Source organism: Bacillus lumedeiriae (genome assembly GCF_044891285.1).
Classification (GTDB): Bacteria; Bacillota; Bacilli; order Bacillales; family Domibacillaceae; genus Pseudobacillus; species Pseudobacillus lumedeiriae.
This window is the reverse complement of record NZ_JAUIYO010000001.1, coordinates 55168-77614: the sequence shown is the minus strand read 5'-3', so window position 1 is coordinate 77614 and position 22447 is coordinate 55168. Positions and strand designations below refer to the sequence as shown.

Below are 22447 nucleotides of genomic sequence, written 5' to 3'. Positions count from 1 at the left end.
AAGGTATCAGCCCCTCTTACTCCGCTTACTCCTCTTTAAGGAGTATAGATAAGTAGTATGAGAGGGGGCAGTCTTTATGAGACAACTCTGTTTTTCTTATGACTTATCCGCAGCAGACCTAAAGTTCAGCCACTTCTGAACGGGGATTTCTGCCAGCAGCATACCAATGAAGATAAAGGCACAGCCGGTTAACCCAGCAGCAGTCAGCCGTTCATCGATCCAGAAGAAGGCAGTTAAAGCTCCGAACACTGGCTCCATCGACAGAATAAGAACCACCCTTGTTGGTGTCGTATATTTCTGAGCGCTCGTCTGGATAAAAAACGCAAGAGCAGTCGCAAGGAAAGCTGTAATGAGAAGGGTACTCAAGACAGAAGGATTCGTTAAATTGGCAGCTGTTAATGCTGAATGCCAGTCTTCTAACAGGAACCCGCCTATAAAACATAACGCAGCGACAGTGATAACTTGTACAGCGGTTAATGTTAATGCGGAGGAATGTTGGGTAAACACATCAGTATATATGATATGAAAGGCGAAACCCAATGCACCAATCAAAACGAAAAAATCGCCGATATTCCATCCGCCGGCACCGCCAGCTGTCAATAAATATAAGCCAGCCGCAGCTGTTACCGACCCGACTGCAGCGTTTAGTGCCGGCCTCTTTTTTAAAAGAATAAGAGAAAGAAGCGGTACAAGCACTACGCTTAACCCAGTAATAAAGCCTGTTTTAGAGACCGTTGTATACAATAAGCCAATCGTTTGAAAAGCATAACCGATCGTCAGACAAACACCTAAAATCAATCCGTGTTTCCACGTTTTTGCCGTAAGTTTGGCTGTTTCTTTACGAAAAAGGATGATCGCGAAAAGCAGGAGAGCGGCAAGCAGAAAGCGGAGGCCGTTAAATAACAGCGGCGGCAAAAAGGCAATCGCCTGCTGAACAATAACGAAGGTCACTCCCCAAATAAGGGCAACAAATAATAAAGAAAGTTCTGCAAGCCATCTCATTGGTCTTCATGTCCTTTATTCTTTCTAATCGCCTGGCGGGCAAGATCATCCGCGCGATTCTCTTTGCTCGGAATCCACTTCACAAAGAAAAGCGGAAATTCTTTTGATAAAGCTAAAATGTCAGCTAACAGCGGTTTATAAAGGTCTTTATGTATATATTCTTTCTCAATCGCCTGTACAACGGTTTGTGAATCGCTGCGCAGGGAAACGGTCGCCGCCCCCATGTCCTTCAACACCTCAAGTGCTTTAATCACAGCAATAAACTCTGCTTCATGTGTATCCTTTACACCAAGAGGAATGGAGTGCTGACTGACATGGCTGCCGTCCTTAATGAAAATACCGGCACCTGCTAACCCAGGAGAACCAGTACTGGCCCCATCCGTATATACTTCAAACAAACAAATACCCCCTTTGTCTTCATAACAGTAAATTGTACAAAAAAAACAAAAAACTTGCAATAATAAAAGCGGAAGCACCTGTTCTGCTCCGACAGGCAAATGTTTTTTGTTTAAAGAAGTCGTCCTTTGACTTCATTGAGCGAAGGTTATTTGACCCGAGGAGCAAGGTGCTGGAACTAGACAAGGGAAAAGCGGAAGCGCCTGTTCTGCTCCGACAGGCAAATGTTCTTCGTTCAAAGAAGCCGTCTTTTGACTTCATTGAGCGAAGGTTATTTGACCCGAGGAGCAAGGCGCTGGAGCTAGACAAGGGAAAAGCGGAAGCGCCTGTTCTGCTCCGACAGGCAAATGTTCTTCGTTCAAAGAAGCCGTCTTTTGACTTCATTGAGCGAAGGTTATTTGACCCGAGGAGCAAGGCGCTGAAGCTAGACAAGGGAAAAGCGGAGCTGGCTGAGAGGTTGTTTTTAGTCTTTCGGAAACTTTTCATGCAAATGGGAAAAGATATACATATCAGCAGTTTTCCGACACAAGAAAAAATTATAAAAAACCTGTCTTTATTGGCGTATTTGAGCATAACGTACACTATACAAAATCGTGAAAAATGGTGAAGAAGAAAGCAGGGATCGATCATGAAAATGAAAATTAAGTGGCACTACGAATTTAAGGGAAGGAAAACGGAATTTGAGTCAGGTTGGCTGACGAAGGAACATGTTTTGCCTATTATTGAGGATCTGACAAAATCGGGACGAATGAAATCAGCAGCAGTCATGGATGAGCTGTTAAATGAATGGACAGTCAAGGAGTTTATTAAATTAAATAAGAAATTAGACGAAGAGCCAGGGGACGTGGAGGTCTATTTCGATGGAGGATTTGAGCGGGATACGCAAACCGCCGGGGTAGGCATTGTTATTTACTATAAGAAAAATGGGGATCAGTGGCGCTGTCGGGTGAATGAACAAATGACGCAGCTCGAATCGAACAACGAGGCAGAATACGCAGCACTTTATAAAGCGATTGGACTGCTCGAAACGATTGGTGTAAAACAAGTTCCCGTTACTATTACCGGCGATTCTCATGTAGTATTAAAACAGCTGACAGGAGAATGGCCCTGCTTCGACGATACGTTGAATAAATGGCTGGATCGGATTGAAAGTAAAATAGAATCCCTTCGTCTTACACCGCTTTACAAACCAGTGGACAGAAGGCAAAATAAAGAAGCAGATAAATTGGCCAATCAGGCACTGCAAGGGAACTTTGTCAATAGTCATTCTGTGATCTCTTAAGAAAAAGGATGGATATAGAAAGGTGTGACATGCTTGGAAAGAAAACAGCTTATGGCGGAAATGGGAGAGATTCTTGATACGTATTGTGAAGATTGCTTATTAAAAGCCGTTTTCCGAAAAGAAAAAGGCAAAGCGTTTGCCCATAAGTTTTGTATTACAAAATGTACGGTAGGAGAACAGCTGAGAAAATGCGGGGAACAGCTGCTTAAATAATAATGAAAAAAAGCCGGCAGAAATGCCGGCTTTGTTAGTCGAGATTAAAGTTTTACAACGTTAGCTGCTTGAGGTCCACGGTTTCCTTCTACGATTTCAAAAGAAACTTCTTGACCTTCTTCTAAAGACTTGTAGCCATCGCCTTCGATTGCAGTGAAGTGAACGAATACATCGTCTCCGCCTTCTACTTCGATAAATCCGAAACCTTTTTCATTGTTAAACCATTTTACTTTACCGTTTTGCATGTTTATGAATCCTCCTAAATCTTCGAAACACATCTTATCTATATGTGCCCAAATCAAAGTATTCATTATGAACAGAAAAGTCTGTTCATAATACCTATAATATACAATAAAGTATAAGAGTAGTCAAGAAGAGAAAAGATAGAATAGTCAAAAAACTTATTTTTGCTTGATTTACAAGGAATATTTCGCTGTCTTGTAATAAAATAACTGTTATAGTAAACTTGATTTGATGAGTATATTCAGGAGGTACCAGATGCCGACACCAAGCATGGAAGATTATATAGAACAGATTTTCATACTTATAGATACAAAAGGATACGCACGTGTGTCCGATATTGCGGAAGCATTATCCGTTCACCCTTCATCCGTAACGAAAATGGTTCAGAAACTAGATAAAGATGAATATTTAATATATGAAAGATATCGTGGATTAGTCTTGACGGCCAAAGGGAAAAAAATTGGTAAGCGCCTCGTAGAAAGACACGATTTATTAGAAGAGTTTCTGCGAATTATCGGTGTAAAAGAAGAACACATTTATGAGGATGTGGAAGGAATTGAACATCATTTGAGCTGGGATTCTATTGATCGGATTGCTGATCTTGTGGAATATTTTAACGAAGAACCGGCCAGAATCGAAGGGCTGCTTTCCGTACAAAAGAAGCCGTTAGAATAAAGAACCCGCTTCCTAGGATGATAGAAAGAAGTCTAGCCTCATTTTCAATGTGTGATTAGCGATTGTTAACCCGCTGGCTATCTAAATAGTGTTGGTGCGAGGATTGATATGCCTGTTCCAAGAAGACCGGTCATCAATAGGTGCCGCTACATAGGTCCATGCAATGAAACCGCCTGCAGCTTGCGAGCGGTTTCATTTTATTGCCGAAAACAGTTCGCTTGCTTTAAAATAAAGGCTATGTTAATGACGGTGGTTGATTATGCTCCTTTATTAATTGGAGCGGAAGGCACGAGAATCCTGCGGAAATCAACAGGCACGTTTACAAAGCCAACATAAAAAGAAAGCAGGGAGGAATGAAGATGACAAATATATCATGGCATGAAGATGCGAAAGGTCAGTGGAATGAAAGGGCAGGCGGATGGCAGTCAAAGAGTGCAGAAATGTGGGAGCATGGCAGCCGAAAAGCCATTTGTCCTTTTTTCGTCACTCATGTCCCGCCCAACAGTTTTGTAGCAGATTTAGGCTGCGGGGATGGGTATGGCAGCCTAAAACTGCATCAAGCCGGTTATAAAGTGATCGGAATTGATTTATCTAACAAGATGATAGAATTCGCCCGAAGGTTTGAAAAGGATCATCTCACATTTAAGCAGGGAGATTTAGCGCATCTTCCATTTGAAGCTGGAAAGCTGGATGCTGTTATGGCAATCAATTCCCTTGAATGGACAGAAAATCCGGCTCATGTACTTCAGGAAATTAATCGGGTGCTAAAGCCTGAAGGGAAACTCTGTGCAGCGATATTGGGGCCGACAGCGGGACCGAGAGAAAATAGTTATGGCCGTCTAAGTGGAGATTCAGTTATTATGAACACAATGATGCCTTGGGAGTTTACCAAATTGGCATCCGAACATGGGTTTAAGTATATTAATGAAAAACATGTATACAAGGGCGGTGTCACAGAATCAGATGCAAGGTCTTTTCCGCCCGAATTAAAACAGGCGCTGACATTTTTCACCCTATTTATGATGGGAAAAAGAAAATAAAAAGATATAGACAACATTCATTTTATATGTTTTGGACTGAAAGAAGGTGTTTCATTGTTTGATCCAACAGCTTTTGATAATATCAAATTTATGATACAAGCTGAAGTCTACGACCGTGACCTGGATGACCTTCTTCACATTCACAGCCGCAGTGATAAGGTTGATCTTGCCAGTCTTGGACGGGAAGCAGCCATCACTTTTTCATTGAAAGAAAAACCGCAACTTCGCGTGACCCTGATCATTCAGGCAGATCTGGAAAAGCTAGCAGGTGAATTGATGAAGCTTCCCGGAGCGTTTCCAGGAGTGTCTTTGCACATCGTGTATACGGGGCCGGAGCATGTACTTACGGACGGATGCATGAATCGTCTGGAGAATGGATGGGGAGCAGCGAGACGCTATGAACGGAAAAAAATCGCATCCAATCAAATGGAAACGGTTCATGAGTGGCATATTTATTTTGAACGGACGATCACAGAAGACATGATAGAAGAACTTGGTGATTTAGTCGGTTTTATTGTCGAGACGCTGGAAACAGCACCGAACAGCGAATGATCTGCAAAATGGGGAGAGAACATAAATGAGAGCACTGACTGTGCAAGGGATGACAAAATCGTACGGAGAAAAAGTGTTGTTTAATGGGCTGACTTTTTCTATTGCCGAAAAAGAACGGATTGGATTAATTGGTGTCAATGGAACAGGCAAATCAAGCCTGCTAAAAATCGTAGCAGGAAAGGACGTGCCTGACAACGGAGAGATTGTTTCTCCGAACGATTATACGATCGCTTATTTAGAGCAGGAGCCTGAAATGAATCCGGCACTGACTGTCATGGATCAACTATTTTTAAGTGAGGCGCCGGTGATCAAGCTGTTAAAAGATTACGAAGGCACGCTCAAACAGCTTGAAAAGGAGCCAGAAAGTACGGTGGTAGCTGAGAAGCTGTTCGAACTGCAAAAACAAATGGATGCTCTCGGTGCATGGGAAGCGAATACGAATGCAGAAGCGATTTTGACCCGGCTTGGTATTCCGGATTTCAGCCGGAAAATCGGCGAACTTTCCGGTGGTCAGAAAAAGCGGGTGGCACTTGCTCAAGTGCTGATTGAAACACCGGATCTGCTCATTTTGGATGAGCCGACGAACCATCTTGATTTCGAGACGATCCGCTGGCTGGAAGATTATTTAAGCAAGTATTCAGGAGCAGTGCTGCTTGTGACCCATGACCGTTATTTTCTTGATCGGGTAACGAATAGAATGTTTGAATTGGATCATGGCCTCCTGTATACATATAATGGAAATTACCAGGATTATATTGCTGCTAAGGCAGAGCGGGAAGAACAGCAGTCTGCCGCTGAAGATAAGCGGAGAAACTTATATCGGCGGGAGCTTGCTTGGATGCGCAGAGGAGCAAAAGCGAGATCAACGAAACAAAAGGCGCGGATTGACCGTTTTGAACAATTAGAAGGCTCACTTGGCCAAGGCCCGAAAAAAGAACAAGTTGATTTGTCGGTGCAGGGCAGCCGGCTCGGAAAGCAAGTATTTGAATTGAAAAATGTATCGAAGTCATTCGATGGAAAAACGATTTTGAATCACTTTGACTTGCTCGTTAAACCAGGAGACCGCCTTGGAATTGTCGGTAAAAATGGCAGCGGCAAATCTACATTTATGAATCTGCTTGCCGGAAAAATATCGTTTGACAGTGGGGAAATGATTACGGGACAAACAGTAAAGACCGCCTACTATACACAGGAACGGACCGATATGGATGAAAACATGCGAATGATCGCTTACATTCGCGAATCCGCCGAAGTGGTGACGACAAAGACAGGGGAAAAGATTTCCGCTGCACAAATGCTTGAGCGTTTTCTCTTTCCGATGCATGCACATGGTACGCCGATTTACAAGCTGTCTGGTGGAGAAAAGCGCCGGCTTTATTTATTGAAGCTGTTAATGACACAGCCCAATGTACTATTGCTGGATGAGCCGACGAACGATCTTGATACTGAGACATTGACGGTTCTGGAAGATTATTTGGAAGAGTTTTCCGGTGTTGTGATTACTGTTTCCCATGATCGTTATTTTCTAGATAAAACCGCCGATCGTCTGCTCGTCTTCCAAGGAAATGGCATGATTGAATCTTATTACGGACTGTACAGTGACTATTTGGCAGAACAAGCCATCGTAGAAAAACAAGAGGAACTGCCCGTTAAAGAAGTAAAAACAGAAGTCAAACAGGAAAAGACGAAAAAGAAAAAGTTAAGTTACCACGAACAGCGCGAATGGGATACGATTGAAGAAGAAATGGCGAAAGTAGAAGAGCGTATCGCAGAAGCAGAGCAGGAGCTGGAAGCAGCGGGAAGTGACTTCGAAAAAGCCCAGCAGCTAAGTGAGGAACTGGAGCAGTTAAATGAAAAGCTGGAACACTTCATTGAACGCTGGAGTTATTTATCAGAATTCGTTCAATAAGCAAAATGAAGCCGCCGTTCATTTATTTGTGTTAGAATGGCGGTAAAGGTTGAGCTGTGGAAAGGAGTCATTCGTGTTGCTTATTTTAAAAATCGAGCCTACACCGAGTCCAAACACGATGAAAATTATACTGGATGAAGAGCTTGCTGCTGGAAAAAGTAACAACTATAAAGCCGGCCATGCGGAAGATGCTCCCGAAAAAATACAATCTATTTTAAAGATAGAAGGAATTAAGGGTGTTTATCATGTGGCTGATTTTTTAGCTGTTGAACGGAACGGCAAGTATGATTGGAAAAATCTGCTTCCGCAAGTAAGAGAAATATTTGGAGAAGCGGCAGCTGGAGAAAGTACAGATGCCAACGTTGAAGAAGCCTACGGCGAAGTACAGACGGCGATTCAAGTGTTCAAAGGAATCCCCATTCAGTTAAAACTAACATCAGCGACTGAGGAGAAACGATTTCCGCTGCCTGATTACTTTATAGAAGCATTCAAAAAAGCCCAATTGGCAGATGATAATTATGTACTTCAAAGAAAATGGACAGATTTTGGGATTCGTTACGGTGATTTAGATGAAATTGGACAAGAGGTATTGGAAGAAATTATCGCTGCTTATCCGCAAGAACGTTTGGGATTTTTAGCTGCATCCGGGGCAGAAGGAAAGTCAGCTTCAGAAATGAAACGGCACGGCCTGAAGGTCACTGCTTCTATGTGGCAGAAAGAGGAAGATTGGCGCCGGCGCTATCAATGGCTGGAGCAGATGGAAACTCCTTCTGCAGCTGATTTGCCTTTATTACAGCTTGCGCTTAAAGATAACAAACCGGCGATCCGCCGCCTTGCTGTTGTTTATATTGGCATGATTGAAGACAAACAAGTACTGCCGCTTTTATATCAGGGATTAAAGGATCCTACTGTAACGGTCCGCCGTACAGCTGGTGACTGCCTGTCCGACCTTGGTTTTGAAGAAGCCGTTCCTGTGATGTGTGATGCTTTGCAGGACAAAAGCAAAATTGTCCGTTGGCGGGCTGCGATGTTTTTATATGAAGTTGGTGATGAAACAGCGCTTCCTGCTTTAAAGCAGGCGGTAAATGATCCGGAGTTTGAAGTGCAAATGCAAGTGAAGATGGCAATCGAACGGATTGAGGGCGGAGAAGAGGCAAAAGGCTCCGTCTGGAAACAAATGACTGAATCAAGAGAAACGTGAGAATGGGAGGAAGAGAAAATGACAAATGCTTATGAAGAATATATGAAACAAATGGTAGCACCCATGCGTGCTGAATTAACGAATGCAGGATTTAAAGAGTTAACGACAGCGGAGGAAGTCAATGAATTTATATCGAATGCAGAAGGAACGACTCTCGTTGTTGTAAACTCTGTTTGCGGCTGTGCTGCCGGGCTTGCCAGACCTGCTGCAGTTCAAGCATCCATGAATGAAGCTTCTCCAGACCATTTAGTGACGGTGTTTGCCGGCCAGGACAAAGAAGCTACGGCGCAAATGCGGGAGTATTTCGATGGATATGAGCCATCATCCCCATCGATGGCATTACTAAAAGGCAAAGAAGTCGTTCACTTCGTTCCACGGGAGCACATTGAAGGAAATGATATTGGCTCAATTATTCAAGATTTAACGAAAGCCTTTGATCAATATTGTAAATAAACGAAGGGGATGTCTAATGCGGCATCCTTTTTTATGGGAGAACGTATGATTGTATCTACATCTGCAAGAACAAATGACAAACTTGAGGAAAAAGCCAGACAGATAGCTGCTGAGCTTGGCTTTTCATTTATTAAAAGAGATAAACGATCGGTTGCCTCACTGCAGGCCCAATACGGAACGGGCTGTCTGATCGTTGCTAAACATCGACTGGAATTTCATTCTGTTGATGGGGCTGAACCATTTTTCTTTCATCCAAATTCCGCCTCATTCCGTGTCAAACGGTTAATGAGAGGAGAATCGGACCCATTCATTGATGCGGCTAGGCTGCAACCGGGCATGTCGCTGCTTGATTGCACGCTGGGCCTTGCGTCGGATAGCATTACAGCAAGCTTTGTTACGGGACCCGCTGGCCGGGTAATGGGGATAGAAGGGAATTCTGTGCTTGCTTATATCATAAAACATGGGCTGACTGAATGGGAATCACCGCTGCAGGAATTAAATGAACCGATGAAACGAATTGAAGTAATAAGCGGACGATATCAGAATGTACTGCCTGGTCTTCCGGATCAATCGGTGGATGTCGTCTATTTTGATCCGATGTTTACTAAGCCGATTCTTTCTTCAAAAGGGATTGCTGGGTTGAGGGAACTTGCTGTGCATGATGAATTAACAAGGGAGATCGTGCAGGAGGCCCGGCGAGTAGCTAAACAGAGGGTTATTTTAAAAGATCATTATCAATCCAAGCGGTTTTCTGAGCTTGGTTTCAAGCAGCACGTTCGCCCAACGTCGCTCTTTCACTTTGGAACGATTGAGGCAGCAGATGAGATGAACAAGGAGTGGAAAGAATGAGCAAGAATGAACAGCAGTATTTGGATTTGTGCCGTCGCGTCCTGAAGGAAGGAACGAAAAAGGAAGATCGGACTGGAACAGGTACGGTTTCTATCTTTGGTGCACAAATGCGATTTAACCTGCAGGAGGGCTTTCCGCTTTTGACAACGAAGCGCATTGCTTTTCGTCTTGTGGCAAGCGAGCTATTATGGTTCATAAAAGGCGACACGAATATTCGTTATTTGCTTCAGCATAATAACAATATCTGGAACGAATGGGCGTTTAAGAACTGGGTAGAAAGTAAAGATTATAACGGACCTGATATGTCAAATTTTGGTTTGCGTTCTCAGCAGGATGAAGAATTTAACGTTCTGTATCAAGAGCAAATGGAACACTTCAAACAACGCGTATTGGAGGATGAGTCGTTTACTGCTGCTTACGGCACACTCGGCGATGTATACGGCAGCCAGTGGCGTGCGTGGAAAACATCTGCCGGCGAAACGATTGATCAGTTAAAAGAAGTGATCCAAACGATTAAAACGAATCCAGATTCCCGCCGGCTTATCGTTTCGGCATGGAATCCGGAAGACATTCCATCGATGGCCCTGCCGCCATGCCATACGATGTTCCAATTTTATGTGTCAGAAGGAAAGTTGTCCTGCCAGCTTTATCAGCGTTCCGGAGACCTGTTCCTAGGCATTCCTTTTAACATCGCAAGTTATGCCTTGTTAACCCACTTAGTCGCGCATGAATGCGGTTTAGAAGTGGGGGAATTTATTCATACATTAGGTGATGCACATATTTATACTAATCACTTTGATCAAGTGAAAGCTCAATTGGACCGCGAGCCGAGAGAACTGCCATCATTAAAGTTAAATGAGGAAAAGCAGTCGGTATTTGATTTTGAGATGGAAGATATTTCACTTATAGGCTATGATCCGCATCCGGCCATTAAAGCACCGGTAGCGGTATAACGAAAGGGAAGGTGATCGGATGATTTCTTTTATTTGGGCAATGGATGAACGTGGTGTGATGGGGAAGGATAATACCCTTCCGTGGCGGCTTCCAGAAGATTTGAAGTTCTTTAAAGAAACAACGATGGGCCATCCGATCGTGATGGGAAGGAAAACATATGAATCGATCGGAAAGCCCCTCCCTGGCCGTGAAAATATCATTTTGACCCGCGACAAAAACTATGAAGCAGCCGGATGTACGGTCGTTCACTCTTATGAAGAGCTTCTGGACAGGCCAAAAGAGGAAGATCTATTTATTACTGGTGGAGCAGAAATTTTTAAACAGATGATGCCTTACGCTGATAAACTGTACGTGACAGTGATCTACCACTCATTTGAGGGGGATACCTTTTTTCCGGATGTGATCCAGTGGGAGGATTGGGCGCTTGTATCCGAAAAACAAGGTGAGAGAAATGAGAAAAATCCTTACGAATACTATTTTCGTATTTACGAGAAAAAATAGCGGAGATTCTCCGCTATTTTTTATTTTGACAACCGTTAAATAGTGTAAAAAGAAAGGGAAAGGGATAGAGGGAGAAACTCGAGAAAATTTTTTTCAAATAGTATAAAAAAAGATGAAGGTCATAAGAGAACTGAGATTTAAAGCCGAGAAATAAAAAGGCAAGATGGTACACAATTCAGCCAATTAGTATTCTGAAAATACTTGATTTTCCACTATCTTTGAAGCATAATGAATTTATCTTGCAAATGTGTCTGAAAATTGACAAATATTACAAAGTTTTAAGGGGGAAAGAACATGAAAAAATGGATGAAAGGCATAGCTATTACTGGCATAACAAGTGCAGTTTTACTTGCCGGGTGTGGCGGAAAAAGTGAAGAAAAAACGCAAGAAGCATCGGATACGAAGGAAAAGGCGTATCAAATTGGTGTGACACAAATTGTTGAACACCCGTCCCTTGACAATGCTTACAAGGGCTTCAAGAAAGCATTAGATGATGCAGGGATCAAAGCAGAATATGATGTACAGATCGCCCAGGGAGATCAAAATAATAACCAGACGATCGCAAACAACTTTGCTGGAGATAAGGTGGACCTCATCTTTGCTAACTCCACTCCAAGTGCTACAGCTGCGTTAAATGCGACAAAAGATATACCGATTGTGTTCACTTCTGTTACAGATGCGAAAGCAGCTGGTCTAGTGAAAGATACGGACAAGCCTGGCGGAAACATCACGGGAACAACAGACTTGCATCCAGAAGCGATTTCCAAAACAATTGAATTTATGGCAAAAGAATTCGATGGAAAACGTGTCGGAGTTATCTATAATGCAGGGGAGCAAAACTCAGTCGCTCAAATCGCAGAAGTGAAAAAGGTAATGGATAAAAATGGCCTTAAAATGGTGGAAGCAACAGTTTCCGCTTCTTCAGAAGTAAAACAGGCTGCTGAGTCACTCGTTGGGAAGGCTGATATGATGTATATCATTACGGATAATACAGTCGTGTCCGCTCTAGAGTCGGTTATTCAAGTAGCGAACCAACAAGATATTCCTTTATTTGTAGGGGAACTGGACTCTGTTAAACGCGGAGGATTTGCGGCATTTGGGTTTGAATATTATGACATTGGTTATGAAGCAGGAGAAATGGCAGTAAAAATATTAAAAGACGGAGCGAAGCCGGCTGATATGGCTGTCCAGCCTCCACAAAACTTAAAGCTGTTAATTAATGAAAAAGCAGCAAAAGAAATGAATATTAAAGTAAAAGATGAATGGAAAGACCAAGCGGAATTTGTAAAGTAATGAGTGAAAGGGGCTTTTTGGTTAAAAGCCCCTTTTGCATCCGTCCAACAGGAGGAGATTATATATGTTCACAGCCTTATTTGGCTCTGTAGAGGTCGGTGTGATCTACGCCATCATGGCGTTAGGAGTCTACCTGTCTTTCAGAATATTGGATTTTCCCGATTTAACAGTAGACGGGAGCTTTGTCACAGGAGGAGCAACAGCAGCAGTATTAATTATTTCAGGCGTCAATCCGTTTCTTGCAACGATGGGAGCTTTAGCGGCTGGTTTTTTAGCCGGCTGTGTTACCGGTATTCTTCACACAAAAGGAAAAATCAATGCGCTATTATCTGGTATTTTAATGATGATTGCTCTTTATTCTATTAACTTGCGCATTATGGATAAACCGAATGTGCCGCTGCTTGCGGAAGAAACGGTGATTACACAGATTTCTGCCTGGTGGCAGGGGCTGGGCTTTGACAGTATGATGCAAAGTTTGCTTACGTCTATCGGCTTAAGTTCTTATATTCCTTCTACATGGGGAGTTCTCATTGTCATGGCTCTGATCGCTTTCGTCATTAAAAAGATGGTGGATCTGTTCTTAAAAACAGAAATCGGCTTAAGCTTGCGGGCGGTTGGTGACAACGATGGCATGGTACGGAGCTTTTCAGCGAATACAGATTGGCTGAAAGTGCTTGGATTAGGTATCTCTAACGCACTTGTTGCCTTTTCAGGGGCGTTAGTGGCGCAATATAACGGCTTCAGCGATGTAGGGATGGGAATCGGGATGATTATCATCGGTTTAGCATCTGTTATTATCGGGGAGGCAGTGGTAGGAAACTCGACAATTGTAAGAGCTACGCTTGCCGTGTTAATCGGAGCGATTTTGTACCGCTTAATTATTACATTGGCGCTAAGAGCAGATTTTCTTGAGACGGGTGACATGAAGCTCATCACAGCAGTGATCGTGATCTTCGCCCTTGTCGTACCTAAATTGATCGAAAAACAAAAATCAGGGGCAAGAAGGAAAAAGCGGGCTGCTCAATTAGGGTTAGATAAATCAAATGGAGGGGATCAAGTTGCTGCAGCTAGATCGGATTTATAAAGTTTTCTATGAAGGAACCCCTGATGAAAAGATCGCATTGAATCAACTGTGCTTACAAATGAAACCAGGTGATTTTGTGACAGTCATTGGCAGTAACGGAGCAGGGAAATCGACGTTGATGAATATGATTTCCGGAAATCTATTTCCTGATTACGGAACTGTAAAAATTAACGGCACAGACATGACTTCGATGCCGGAACATAAACGGGCTAAAAAAATCGGCCGTGTCTTCCAAAACCCATCGGCTGGAACGGCTCCAACGATGACGATTGAGGAGAATCTAGCATTGGCTTATAACCGGACAAAACCGCGTTCTCTTCAATTCGGTGTCACGAAAAAGCGGCGTGATTATTTCCGAGAGCAGCTGGAAATTCTTCATCTTGGACTAGAAGACCGGCTGCAGGCCAAAGTTGGACTGTTATCCGGCGGTGAGCGGCAGGCATTGTCTTTATTAATGGCGACATTTACAAAACCAGACATTCTTCTCTTAGATGAACATACGGCAGCCCTTGACCCGGCAAGAGCGGATTTAATTACAAAACTGACGAAAGAAATTGTGGAGAAATTCCAGTTAACAACGTTAATGGTCACTCATAATATGCAGCAAGCACTTGACCTTGGTAATCGTCTCATTATGATGGATAAAGGTCAAATTATATTCCAGGCAAACGAAACAGAAAAGCCGGAGCTGACAGTAGAAAAATTGCTAGCCGAATTCCAACGAATCCGCGGCGAAGCACTGCTAAGCGACCGATCATTACTGGCGTAAAGAAGAGCGGAAGCGGTCGTTTAGACTCTCGGGCATAAGACGAGCCGGCTGGAAGGTTTATTCTTTAACCTTCTGGACGGATTGGCTTATGACCTCGAGCTGATGGCGCCCGCCTAGATTCAAAAAAGGACGAAGACAACCTTCGTTCTTTTTTTTGTGTGTTTTAACTGAAAACAGGACGGAGAAACAGAGGATTGTTTATAAAAGAATAAGATGTTAATCACCGGTATTTCACGTTATAATGTTTTCAGGTTGATTGATAGTAAGGATGTGGAGTTGTGCAGAAAATTAAAATTGTAACAGATTCAACATTGGATGTAAAAAAAGAAATACTAGATAGGTATGGAATTACTATTGTTCCTTTAACGATTTCAATGGATGGAAAGACCTATTTAGATACGGTTGATATTTCTCCTGATGAGTTTTTGGAGCGGATGAAACAGTCGAAAGAACTTCCAAAAAGCTCGCAGCCTTCCGTCGGACGCTTTTTGGAAGTGTATGATGAATTGGGCAAAGACGGAAGTCAGGTGCTGTCTATTCATATGACAGGAAAGATGAGCGGAACGGTCCGATCAGCCCAACAAGCGGCGGAAATGACCGAGTCTGACGTGACAGTTGTCGATTCTGGTTACATTTCGAAAGCCCTTTCTTTTCAGGTTATTGAGGCGGTTAAGCTGGCGGAGCAAGGCAAAGAGGTAGAGGAGATTGTTCGACAGCTGCAAGAAATCCGATCGCAGACAAAATTGTATCTCGTTGTTGATACATTAGAAAATTTAATTAAAGGCGGCCGTATCGGTAAAGCGAAAGGGTTTATTGGTTCGCTTTTGAATATAAAGCCGATCACTCATCTTGATACAGGAGAATTGAGTCCAGTGACAAAAGTCCGGAGTCATGCCCAAGTCATTAAGTATTTGTCTACGCAAATTGCGGAGGAAGTAAAAGAGAAAAAGATAGTGAAAGTGGGAATCGTCCATGCGGGCGGTTATGAACTGGCGAGCCGTCTAAAAGAAAAATTGATTGAACTGATAGGGGTTGAAGAGATCGAAATTGAAACGACGACTCCTATTATATCCACCCATACCGGTCTTGGTGCTCTTGGTGTCATGTATTGGGCAAAATGAGCTGAAAACATTAGCGCTTATATGAAAAGGGATTGATTCAAAAAGAAAGTGTCAGACCCCACATTAATGTTGTATATTCGAAGGATTCGCTTTCGTGATATACAGTGTATTAAGAGTGGGATCAGACTGTTTTTGAGTCAATCTCTTTTTCATGAAGGCATTGGGGTAGGTGTTGGTTTAGCGTAGCCTTCCTTATACTTTTCATCAATATATCTGCGAATGTCTTTTAGTGATTTTCCATCCTGTGACATGAGGACGGATTCTGCTGCAATTTCTAAGCACACCCCGCAGCGGGTTCCGTGATCGTCCCAAACGACTTGTCCTTCTGAGATGTCAGCAACGAAACAATTTAAATTGCTTTGATGACCGGCTGAATCGCCGCATCCGCAATAACAAGGCATGGAGGCAAGCACATCGGGATTTTTAGCAGCTGCTGCATAGATGGCTTTCATTTGATCGTCTTTATCGTTTAAAAACTGAGGCAGATCGTCAACCGATGAAGTAGTTTCCTGGAGGTCTCCATTCGGCTGAGTGTGCAGATGGCCATGCTCCGAAGAATCCGCATCACCGGATTTTTCGTTCTCTGTTTTTGAAGAACATCCGGCGATTAATGCGAGCAGAGTGCCGAGAACGGCGAAATAATAAAGCAGTTTCATGCATCTAAACTCCTTTTCAGTGTGTTTTAGTATACAGGCATACATATTATACTATACGATGAGATAAGAACCTAATCAGACAGCTTTAGGATCCATACTTCTTGTAAAAAAGGAATATGCTATAATATGAATTAATTTAAACAGCGGGGTGAACAACTTGAGAAAGATATGGATCATTTTCTTTGCCTTCGTCTTTGGTTTAGCGGGCTGTTCTCAGCACAAGAACGAACGAGAAGAAGTGATTCCAAAAAATTTAGATATCGTTTCCATCGGCGACTCCTTAACACAAGGAGTGGGGGATAGTACGGACAGCGGCGGTTATATTCCATATTTACAGCAGCAGCTCGAACAGCTGTCCGAAGTGAAAGGTGCCCACTTTGTTAATTATGGTGTAAAAGGGAACCGAACGGACCAGCTGCTCAAACGACTCGATCAGCAGGACGTGAAGCAATCTATTAAAGAAGCGGATTTTGTCATTATTACGATCGGCGGCAATGATATTATGAAAGTATTTAAAGATAATTTTACGAAGCTCAGCATAGGGGAATTTGATCATCAGCGGCAGTCCTATGAAGGGCGGCTTCATGAAATTATCCAAACGGTGCGGAAACAAAATAGTCAGGCAGGCATCGTCTTCATTGGTCTTTATAATCCTTTTATGAAATTATTTGCTGATGTGAAGGAAGTAGAAACGATTGTGAACGACTGGAATGAAACGAGCAAGACAGTTGTAGAACAGTACGACAAAGCCTGTTTTGTCGCTGTGGAAGATCTTTTTCGGAATACGGAAGAAAATCTCTTTTATAAAGATCAGTTCCATCCAAACGACAGAGGATATGAACTGATGGCTAATAGAATATTTGAAACGATTAATGGAAAAAAGCTTGAAGAACTAACGAACAAGAAGATTATTTATGCAAATGGGGAAAGTGAATGAAAAAAGGATGGAAACTAGCATTTTTAGGATTACTCGCTTTGAATGGTATAATTGTTCTCCTTCTTGCTATAGGCTTGTTTTCGCCAATCCAAGATGAGACGCTGCCAAAAGTAGATGCGCAGGAAGAAGCGGTCGAATTTCAAGTGAAATCCAATAAAGAAGATTTAAATAAAGTCATCAAAATGTTTGTGGAAAAGGAAAAAGCAAAAAGTTTCGTTGATTATAATGTGTATTTGCGTGATCAAGTAGAATTATATGGAGATGTAGCTGTTTTTTCCGAACGAATTGATTATAAATTGACATTTGAACCAGAGGCCTTAAAGAATGGCAATGTCGTCCTCCGGCAAAAAGGAATCAAAGTCGGAAAAATTAACTTGCCTGTTTCCTACGTGCTGAAGGCTGCAAGGGATGCTTATCAGTTTCCAGATTGGGTAAAGATTATGCCCAACGATGAAATGATTTACCTGTCACTAGACAAAATGGAACTGAAGAGTAACTTGAAAGTACGGGCGGACCGCATCGATCTAAAAAAAGACGATATTCGCTTTACGCTCCAGCTGCCGGTCGATCAAGACTAAACAAAAGCTATCCTATAAGTGTGCACTTCACTTAGGGATAGCTTTTGTTTTGAGAAGTGAATAATCGGACTTTTCATCCATCATCTTAAAATGGTGAAAATAGGTAAGGGCCGTCTATGAAAAAGTTTTTCTTTACATGAAATATATTCGTCCTTTATATTGAGTGAAAAAGGGGCTGATGTTGTGAGAAAATCATTTTTTCATTATTTAATGAAGTTTCGAGAAGAACCGCCGAGAGACGAGTTAGCGGACTTTGCGAACCATGCCTTTACCGATCATAGCTTTCCAAAAACGGCTGAGCATTATGATGAATTAAGCCGTTACTTAGAAATGAATGGCTTCTATTTGACAAGCATGGCTGTATTTGATGAAGCGTGGGATCGGTATATAGAAGAGGAAAAAGAATAAGAGGCTGTCTAGATGATCAATCCAGCAAAACATCTTTGCTGTCATCTAGAGAGGGGGAATAAGGAGCTTATGGGCATCCTTATTTTTTTTATACATTTACGGAAGCACAGTGAAACTTTTACGATCACATCGACGTATAGTAAAGCGATTACATAAAAGGGGGAGCTTATATGTCTTTTTTTAACAAAATACTTGCCAGCATAGGGATTGGCGGCGCCAAAGTCGATACAAAGCTGGAGAAATCGGAATATACGGCTGGGGAGATGATCAGGGGACAAGTGGAAATATACGGCGGAAGTACCGAGCAGCAAATTGATTCAATTTATTTAACGGTATATACAACCTTTATTCGCGAAACCGATGACAGAAAACATACAGATTATGCAGCGGTGAAACATCATAAATTAAATGAACCTTTCAAAATTGGCGCAAATGAAACGAAATCGATTCCTTTTTCCATGGAACTGCCGATAGATACACCCATTACTTATGGAAATACGCGCGTTTGGGTAGCAACGGGTCTCGATATTAAAAACGCTGCCGATCCGGGTGACAAGGATTATATTGAAGTGCGGCCGACGAATATGGCAGCTGCCATTCTAGAAGAAGTAGAACAGCTTGGTTTCAGGCTGCGGCAAGTAGAGTGTGAGCAAGCGTCAAAGAGGCTGGGCAGCCGCTACCCATTTATTCAGGAATTTGAGTTTGTACCGACGAGCGGTCCATTTCGCGGCAAGCTGGATGAACTGGAAGTAATGTTCCTGGCTCAAACGAAAGAGAAAGCGGAACTGCTTATTCAAGTCGATCGGAAAGCAAGAGGGCTTGGCGGATTGCTTGCAGAAGCATTTGAAATGGATGAAACACACGTAAGACTAACAGTGATGTCCCAAGATGTGCCGAGACTAAACGAAACATTAAAGGGAGTCATCTCTAAATACGCTTAAGAAAAATTCGTATTCGTTGCAGACATTTCCAAAAAAGATTACAATAGTTACATTATGTGGAAATGATTCGGGAGGGATACAATGAGCATTCATATTGGAGCGAAAGAAAATGAAATAGCAGAAACGGTCCTTCTTCCAGGGGATCCGTTGCGGGCGAAATATATTGCCGAAACCTTTTTAGAAAACCCCGTATGCTATAACGAGGTTAGAAATATGTTTGGCTATACTGGCACGTATAAAGGCAAGAAAATCTCTGTGCAAGGGACAGGGATGGGTGTACCGTCTATTGCAATTTATATTAATGAGCTTATGCAAAGCTATCATGTGCAAAATTTAATTCGAGTGGGTACGTGCGGGGCGATCCAAAAAGATGTAAACATACGGGATGTTATTTTGGCTATGAGTGCGTCCACAGACTCCCAAATGAACCGGATCGCTTTTAAAGGAGTAGATTATGCTCCGACAGCGAACTGGGAATTATTAAAAAAGGCTTTCGATGCAGGTACTGAAAAAGGCCTTCAGTTAAAAGTGGGGAATGTATTTACATCTGATATGTTTTATAATGATTATGCAGAACACGAAAAGTGGGCAAGCTGCGGCGTTTTAGCGATTGAAATGGAAACAGCAGCTCTTTATACGCTGGCAGCTAAGTATGGCCGAAAAGCACTGTCGGTTCTAACCGTGAGCGATCACATTTTAACAGGGGAAGAAACGACGGCTGACGAACGCCAAACGACTTTTAACGAAATGATCGAAGTAGCTCTTGAAACGGCGATTAAAGAATAATAGAATAAACGAAGGAAAACCAGCCTTTGGACGGGCTGGTTTTCTGTGTAAAGTGTATGGGAAAAGGTGATGAAATGAAAAAAGCAGGCTGGGCATTAACAGCTGTTTTGCTGCTTAGCGGCTGTCAGCAGTTGAGTGGGACAGGGCAAGACGAGCAAGCAGGGGAAGACGGAAAGAGTGTACAGGAGCATCAAGAAAAGTCAGCGAAAGAAAAAGAGGCATCTGCTGGCCCTAAGCTGGAAGCAGTCTTCTTTAATGAAATCAAGGAAGTAGACGGAAAGGCAGTCATCACGAATCCTGAAAATATCATGGCCCTCGTAAATAAGCAATATTCACTGCCGGCGGATTATAAACCGCAAGATTTAGTGCGTCCGAATGTGCCGTTTTCGTTCGGTGAACAGGACATTGAAAAAAGTTACATGCGAACAGAAGCAGCCGAAGCCTTAGAAAAAATGATGGCAGGAGCAAAGGAAGATCACATTGATTTGTTTGCTGTGTCTGGCTATCGTTCCTATGAGCGGCAGCAAGAAATAATGAACAACCAAATAGCGAAAGTCGGCTCGTTTGAAAAGGCAGCCGAGGCGGTAGCCCCTCCTGGACAAAGTGAGCATCAAACGGGCCTCTCGATGGATATATCGGCAGAAAGTGTCCAATTTGACTTGCTGCAATCGTTTGAAACGACGAAAGAAGGGCAGTGGCTCGCTACTCACGCCCATGAATACGGATTTATTCTTCGTTATCCAAAAAATAAAGAAACTGTAACGAAATACATGTATGAACCATGGCATTTCCGCTATGTCGGTGTAGAGGCGGCAAGAGAAATCTTTCAACAAGGCTGGACATTGGAAGAATACTTTCAAGAAGTAGAAAAAATCTAACGCATATCTAAAATGAAAGATATCATTTAGTGAAAAGGATCTGTCTCTTAAGGGGTTATCTTCTCTAATCATACCTGTAATCGTTCTTCTTTGTTTATTGAAGGGCAAGGTATAGAGCTGGAGAGGATTGACACTTTGCTTTTGAGACCGTTCCTTTTTTCTTTTTAATTCAACTGAAAACTGATAGAATGTAAGAGTTGAATAGATGACTATTAATGCATGGAAAGCGGTGAGCATCATGGAGGAAAACAGGTCCGGCCAGCCTGATGACAAACAGCACTCTCATTATGTCCGAATAAAGAAGTTTCATTTTATTATGTTTGTATTTTTTCTCGTTTTCTCGACAGCGGCCATTACAACTGCTGCTCTTGCTTTTGGTGATGGAAAAGCGGCAGATGTCGGTATAAAGCCGCGTCAGGAATTTGAAAAGTTATACGAGGCTTACGATAAGCTGCAACAAAACTATTATACAGACATCAACAAAGATCAGCTGGTGAATGGGGCTATTAATGGGATGATCGAGTCTCTAGATGACCCTTATTCTGATTACATGGATAAAAAGGAAGCAAGCCAATTCCATGAAAGTATTTCATCCTCATTTGAAGGAATTGGTGCAGAAATCCAGGAAGAAAAAGGAACGATCAAAATTGTCTCTCCTATTAAAGGATCACCTGCAGAAAAAGCAGGGCTCCGTCCGAATGACCGCATCATGGCGGTTGATGGCAAAAGTCTGCAAGGAATGAGCTCGTCTGAAGCCGTTTTGCTTATACGGGGTAAAAAAGGGACGAAAGTCAAATTGAACATTCAGCGTGCGGGAGTAACAGAAGCGTTAGAAGTAACGATTGTCCGTGATGAAATTCCAATTGAAACAGTGTATGCAGAAATCAATAAAGACAAAGTTGCACATATTCAAATTACTAGTTTTTCTGAACGCACAGCAGCTGAACTGAAAACAGCGATTGAAGATATGCAGGCGAAAGGCATGGAGTCGATGGTGATCGATGTCCGGCAAAACCCAGGCGGACTGCTGGATCAAGCAGTTGAAATTACGAATATGTTTGTGCCGGAAGGAAAGGTTCTTTTTCAGGTGGAAGACAGCACGGGCAAACGCGAAAAGATGGTGTCTGATAACAAGAAAAAATTCACTATTCCTGTTGTTGTGCTTGTCGATGGCGGCAGTGCCAGCGCGGCTGAAATCTTCGCCGCAGCTATGAAAGAATCTGCAGGTGTCCCGATCATTGGAGAAAAAACATTTGGTAAAGGCACGGTTCAAACAGCGGAAGATTTCAAAGATGGGTCCAACATGAAGTTTACGACAGCTAAATGGCTGACACCAAACGGCAACTGGATTCACAAAAAAGGAATAGAGCCAGATCAAACCGTGAAACTGCCTGCTTACTCTCATTTATCTTACCTAGATCCTGATAATGAATTAAAGCTGGACAGCTTATCAGAAGAGGTAAAAAATGCAGAGAAAATGCTCGAAGCGCTTGGGTATTCTCCTGGCAAGGTAGATGGTTTCTTTGATGAAGACACAGAACAAGCGGTAAAAGAGTTCCAAAAACAAGCAGCCATCGAACAAACAGGTGTGTTGTCCGGGGAAACAACGGTAGAATTAATGAATGATATAAGAGAGAAAATTCAACAAAATGATACGCAAAAACAAAAAGCTATAGAAATCCTTACGAAACAGCCAAAAGATTCTGCTTCGTAAGGAAGCTGAAAG

General features: G+C 42.6%; 27 protein-coding genes. 23 read left to right on the top strand and 4 right to left on the bottom strand.

Annotation, left to right across the window (positions count from 1 at the left end; genetic code table 11):
* Positions 1–96: 96 nt before the first annotated feature.
* Together QYG89_RS00415 and QYG89_RS00410 are read right to left on the bottom strand one after the other, a co-directional pair.
* Positions 97–1002, bottom strand: coding sequence for a DMT family transporter (locus QYG89_RS00415; RefSeq protein WP_404313659.1), 906 nt, complete (start codon positions 1000–1002; stop codon positions 97–99).
* Entirely contained in the window at positions 999–1400 is a 402-nt protein-coding gene (locus QYG89_RS00410) for a ribonuclease HI family protein (RefSeq protein ID WP_404313658.1), read from the bottom strand. Before QYG89_RS00410 ends, QYG89_RS00415 begins: the two co-directional genes overlap by 4 nt.
* Before the next feature lie 167 nt (positions 1401–1567).
* Here QYG89_RS00410 and QYG89_RS00405 point away from each other — a divergent pair, with 167 nt between their 5' ends.
* The 3 genes from QYG89_RS00405 to QYG89_RS00395 are packed head-to-tail and all read left to right on the top strand — an operon-like array spanning position 1568 to position 2893.
* Positions 1568–2005, top strand: coding sequence for a hypothetical protein (locus QYG89_RS00405; protein ID WP_404313657.1), 438 nt, complete (start codon positions 1568–1570; stop codon positions 2003–2005).
* A 21-nt stretch (positions 2006–2026) separates the two neighbouring features.
* On the top strand, positions 2027–2680 hold the full coding sequence (locus tag QYG89_RS00400; RefSeq protein WP_404313656.1) for a reverse transcriptase-like protein: 654 nt from the start codon (positions 2027–2029) through the stop codon (positions 2678–2680).
* Between the two features lie 33 nt (positions 2681–2713).
* Complete coding sequence (locus tag QYG89_RS00395; RefSeq protein WP_404313655.1) at positions 2714–2893, top strand: zinc-finger domain-containing protein; 180 nt, start codon at positions 2714–2716, stop codon at positions 2891–2893.
* Positions 2894–2937: 44 nt separating this feature from the next.
* Here QYG89_RS00395 and cspD read toward each other — a convergent pair whose 3' ends face one another.
* The gene (cspD, locus tag QYG89_RS00390) at positions 2938–3138 is read right to left on the bottom strand and encodes a cold-shock protein CspD (RefSeq protein ID WP_041096853.1); all 201 of its coding nucleotides are present in this window, start codon (positions 3136–3138) and stop codon (positions 2938–2940) included.
* Positions 3139–3391: 253 nt separating this feature from the next.
* On the opposite strand from cspD, the gene mntR reads away from it, so the two are divergent.
* From mntR to QYG89_RS00325, 13 genes are all read left to right on the top strand, one after another.
* A complete protein-coding gene (gene mntR, locus QYG89_RS00385) occupies positions 3392–3811 on the top strand; it encodes a transcriptional regulator MntR (protein ID WP_404313654.1) in 420 nt (139 codons plus the stop codon).
* Between the two features lie 359 nt (positions 3812–4170).
* A complete protein-coding gene (locus QYG89_RS00380) occupies positions 4171–4851 on the top strand; it encodes a class I SAM-dependent methyltransferase (RefSeq protein ID WP_404313653.1) in 681 nt (226 codons plus the stop codon).
* Positions 4852–4905: 54 nt separating this feature from the next.
* A complete protein-coding gene (locus tag QYG89_RS00375; RefSeq protein WP_404313652.1) occupies positions 4906–5403 on the top strand; it encodes a hypothetical protein in 498 nt (165 codons plus the stop codon).
* A 25-nt stretch (positions 5404–5428) separates the two neighbouring features.
* On the top strand, positions 5429–7312 hold the full coding sequence (locus QYG89_RS00370) for an ABC-F family ATP-binding cassette domain-containing protein (RefSeq protein ID WP_404313651.1): 1884 nt from the start codon (positions 5429–5431) through the stop codon (positions 7310–7312).
* Between the two features lie 76 nt (positions 7313–7388).
* Complete coding sequence (locus tag QYG89_RS00365) at positions 7389–8513, top strand: conserved virulence factor C family protein (protein ID WP_404313650.1); 1125 nt, start codon at positions 7389–7391, stop codon at positions 8511–8513.
* Positions 8514–8531: 18 nt separating this feature from the next.
* On the top strand, positions 8532–8966 hold the full coding sequence (locus QYG89_RS00360; protein WP_404313649.1) for a BrxA/BrxB family bacilliredoxin: 435 nt from the start codon (positions 8532–8534) through the stop codon (positions 8964–8966).
* 45 nt (positions 8967–9011) lie between these two features.
* Positions 9012–9815, top strand: coding sequence for a class I SAM-dependent methyltransferase (locus QYG89_RS00355; protein WP_404313648.1), 804 nt, complete (start codon positions 9012–9014; stop codon positions 9813–9815).
* Positions 9812–10768 carry a thymidylate synthase gene (locus QYG89_RS00350; RefSeq protein WP_404313647.1) on the top strand — a complete coding sequence of 319 codons (957 nt, stop codon included), beginning with the start codon at positions 9812–9814 and terminating at the stop codon, positions 10766–10768. The genes QYG89_RS00355 and QYG89_RS00350 overlap by 4 nt, the downstream gene beginning before the upstream one ends.
* A gap of 19 nt (positions 10769–10787) precedes the next feature.
* On the top strand, positions 10788–11270 hold the full coding sequence (locus tag QYG89_RS00345) for a dihydrofolate reductase (RefSeq protein ID WP_404313646.1): 483 nt from the start codon (positions 10788–10790) through the stop codon (positions 11268–11270).
* A 294-nt stretch (positions 11271–11564) separates the two neighbouring features.
* Complete coding sequence (locus tag QYG89_RS00340) at positions 11565–12563, top strand: ABC transporter substrate-binding protein (protein ID WP_404313645.1); 999 nt, start codon at positions 11565–11567, stop codon at positions 12561–12563.
* A 64-nt stretch (positions 12564–12627) separates the two neighbouring features.
* Positions 12628–13647, top strand: coding sequence for an ABC transporter permease (locus tag QYG89_RS00335; protein WP_404313644.1), 1020 nt, complete (start codon positions 12628–12630; stop codon positions 13645–13647).
* Positions 13622–14416 carry an ABC transporter ATP-binding protein gene (locus tag QYG89_RS00330; protein WP_404313643.1) on the top strand — a complete coding sequence of 265 codons (795 nt, stop codon included), beginning with the start codon at positions 13622–13624 and terminating at the stop codon, positions 14414–14416. Before QYG89_RS00335 ends, QYG89_RS00330 begins: the two co-directional genes overlap by 26 nt.
* Positions 14417–14694: 278 nt before the next feature.
* Positions 14695–15537, top strand: coding sequence for a DegV family protein (locus QYG89_RS00325; RefSeq protein WP_404313642.1), 843 nt, complete (start codon positions 14695–14697; stop codon positions 15535–15537).
* 149 nt (positions 15538–15686) lie between these two features.
* Here QYG89_RS00325 and QYG89_RS00320 read toward each other — a convergent pair whose 3' ends face one another.
* Positions 15687–16193 carry a PCYCGC motif-containing (lipo)protein gene (locus tag QYG89_RS00320; protein ID WP_404313641.1) on the bottom strand — a complete coding sequence of 169 codons (507 nt, stop codon included), beginning with the start codon at positions 16191–16193 and terminating at the stop codon, positions 15687–15689.
* A 157-nt stretch (positions 16194–16350) separates the two neighbouring features.
* Here QYG89_RS00320 and QYG89_RS00315 point away from each other — a divergent pair, with 157 nt between their 5' ends.
* From QYG89_RS00315 to QYG89_RS00285, 7 genes are all read left to right on the top strand, one after another.
* Positions 16351–17130, top strand: a complete 780-nt coding sequence (locus tag QYG89_RS00315; protein WP_404313640.1) for an SGNH/GDSL hydrolase family protein — start codon at positions 16351–16353, stop codon at positions 17128–17130.
* A complete protein-coding gene (locus QYG89_RS00310; RefSeq protein ID WP_404313639.1) occupies positions 17127–17708 on the top strand; it encodes a YpmS family protein in 582 nt (193 codons plus the stop codon). The genes QYG89_RS00315 and QYG89_RS00310 overlap by 4 nt, the downstream gene beginning before the upstream one ends.
* 183 nt (positions 17709–17891) lie before the next feature.
* Positions 17892–18116 carry a YozE family protein gene (locus QYG89_RS00305; protein WP_404313638.1) on the top strand — a complete coding sequence of 75 codons (225 nt, stop codon included), beginning with the start codon at positions 17892–17894 and terminating at the stop codon, positions 18114–18116.
* 170 nt (positions 18117–18286) lie between these two features.
* Entirely contained in the window at positions 18287–19057 is a 771-nt protein-coding gene (locus tag QYG89_RS00300) for a sporulation protein (protein WP_404313637.1), read from the top strand.
* 81 nt (positions 19058–19138) lie between these two features.
* Positions 19139–19843 (top strand): purine-nucleoside phosphorylase, encoded by a 705-nt coding sequence (deoD, locus tag QYG89_RS00295; RefSeq protein ID WP_404313636.1) that lies wholly within the window; start codon positions 19139–19141, stop codon positions 19841–19843.
* A gap of 74 nt (positions 19844–19917) precedes the next feature.
* Entirely contained in the window at positions 19918–20721 is an 804-nt protein-coding gene (locus QYG89_RS00290) for a M15 family metallopeptidase (RefSeq protein WP_404314553.1), read from the top strand.
* A gap of 205 nt (positions 20722–20926) precedes the next feature.
* On the top strand, positions 20927–22435 hold the full coding sequence (locus QYG89_RS00285; protein WP_404313635.1) for a lmo1851 family serine protease: 1509 nt from the start codon (positions 20927–20929) through the stop codon (positions 22433–22435).
* Positions 22436–22447: the final 12 nt, after the last annotated feature.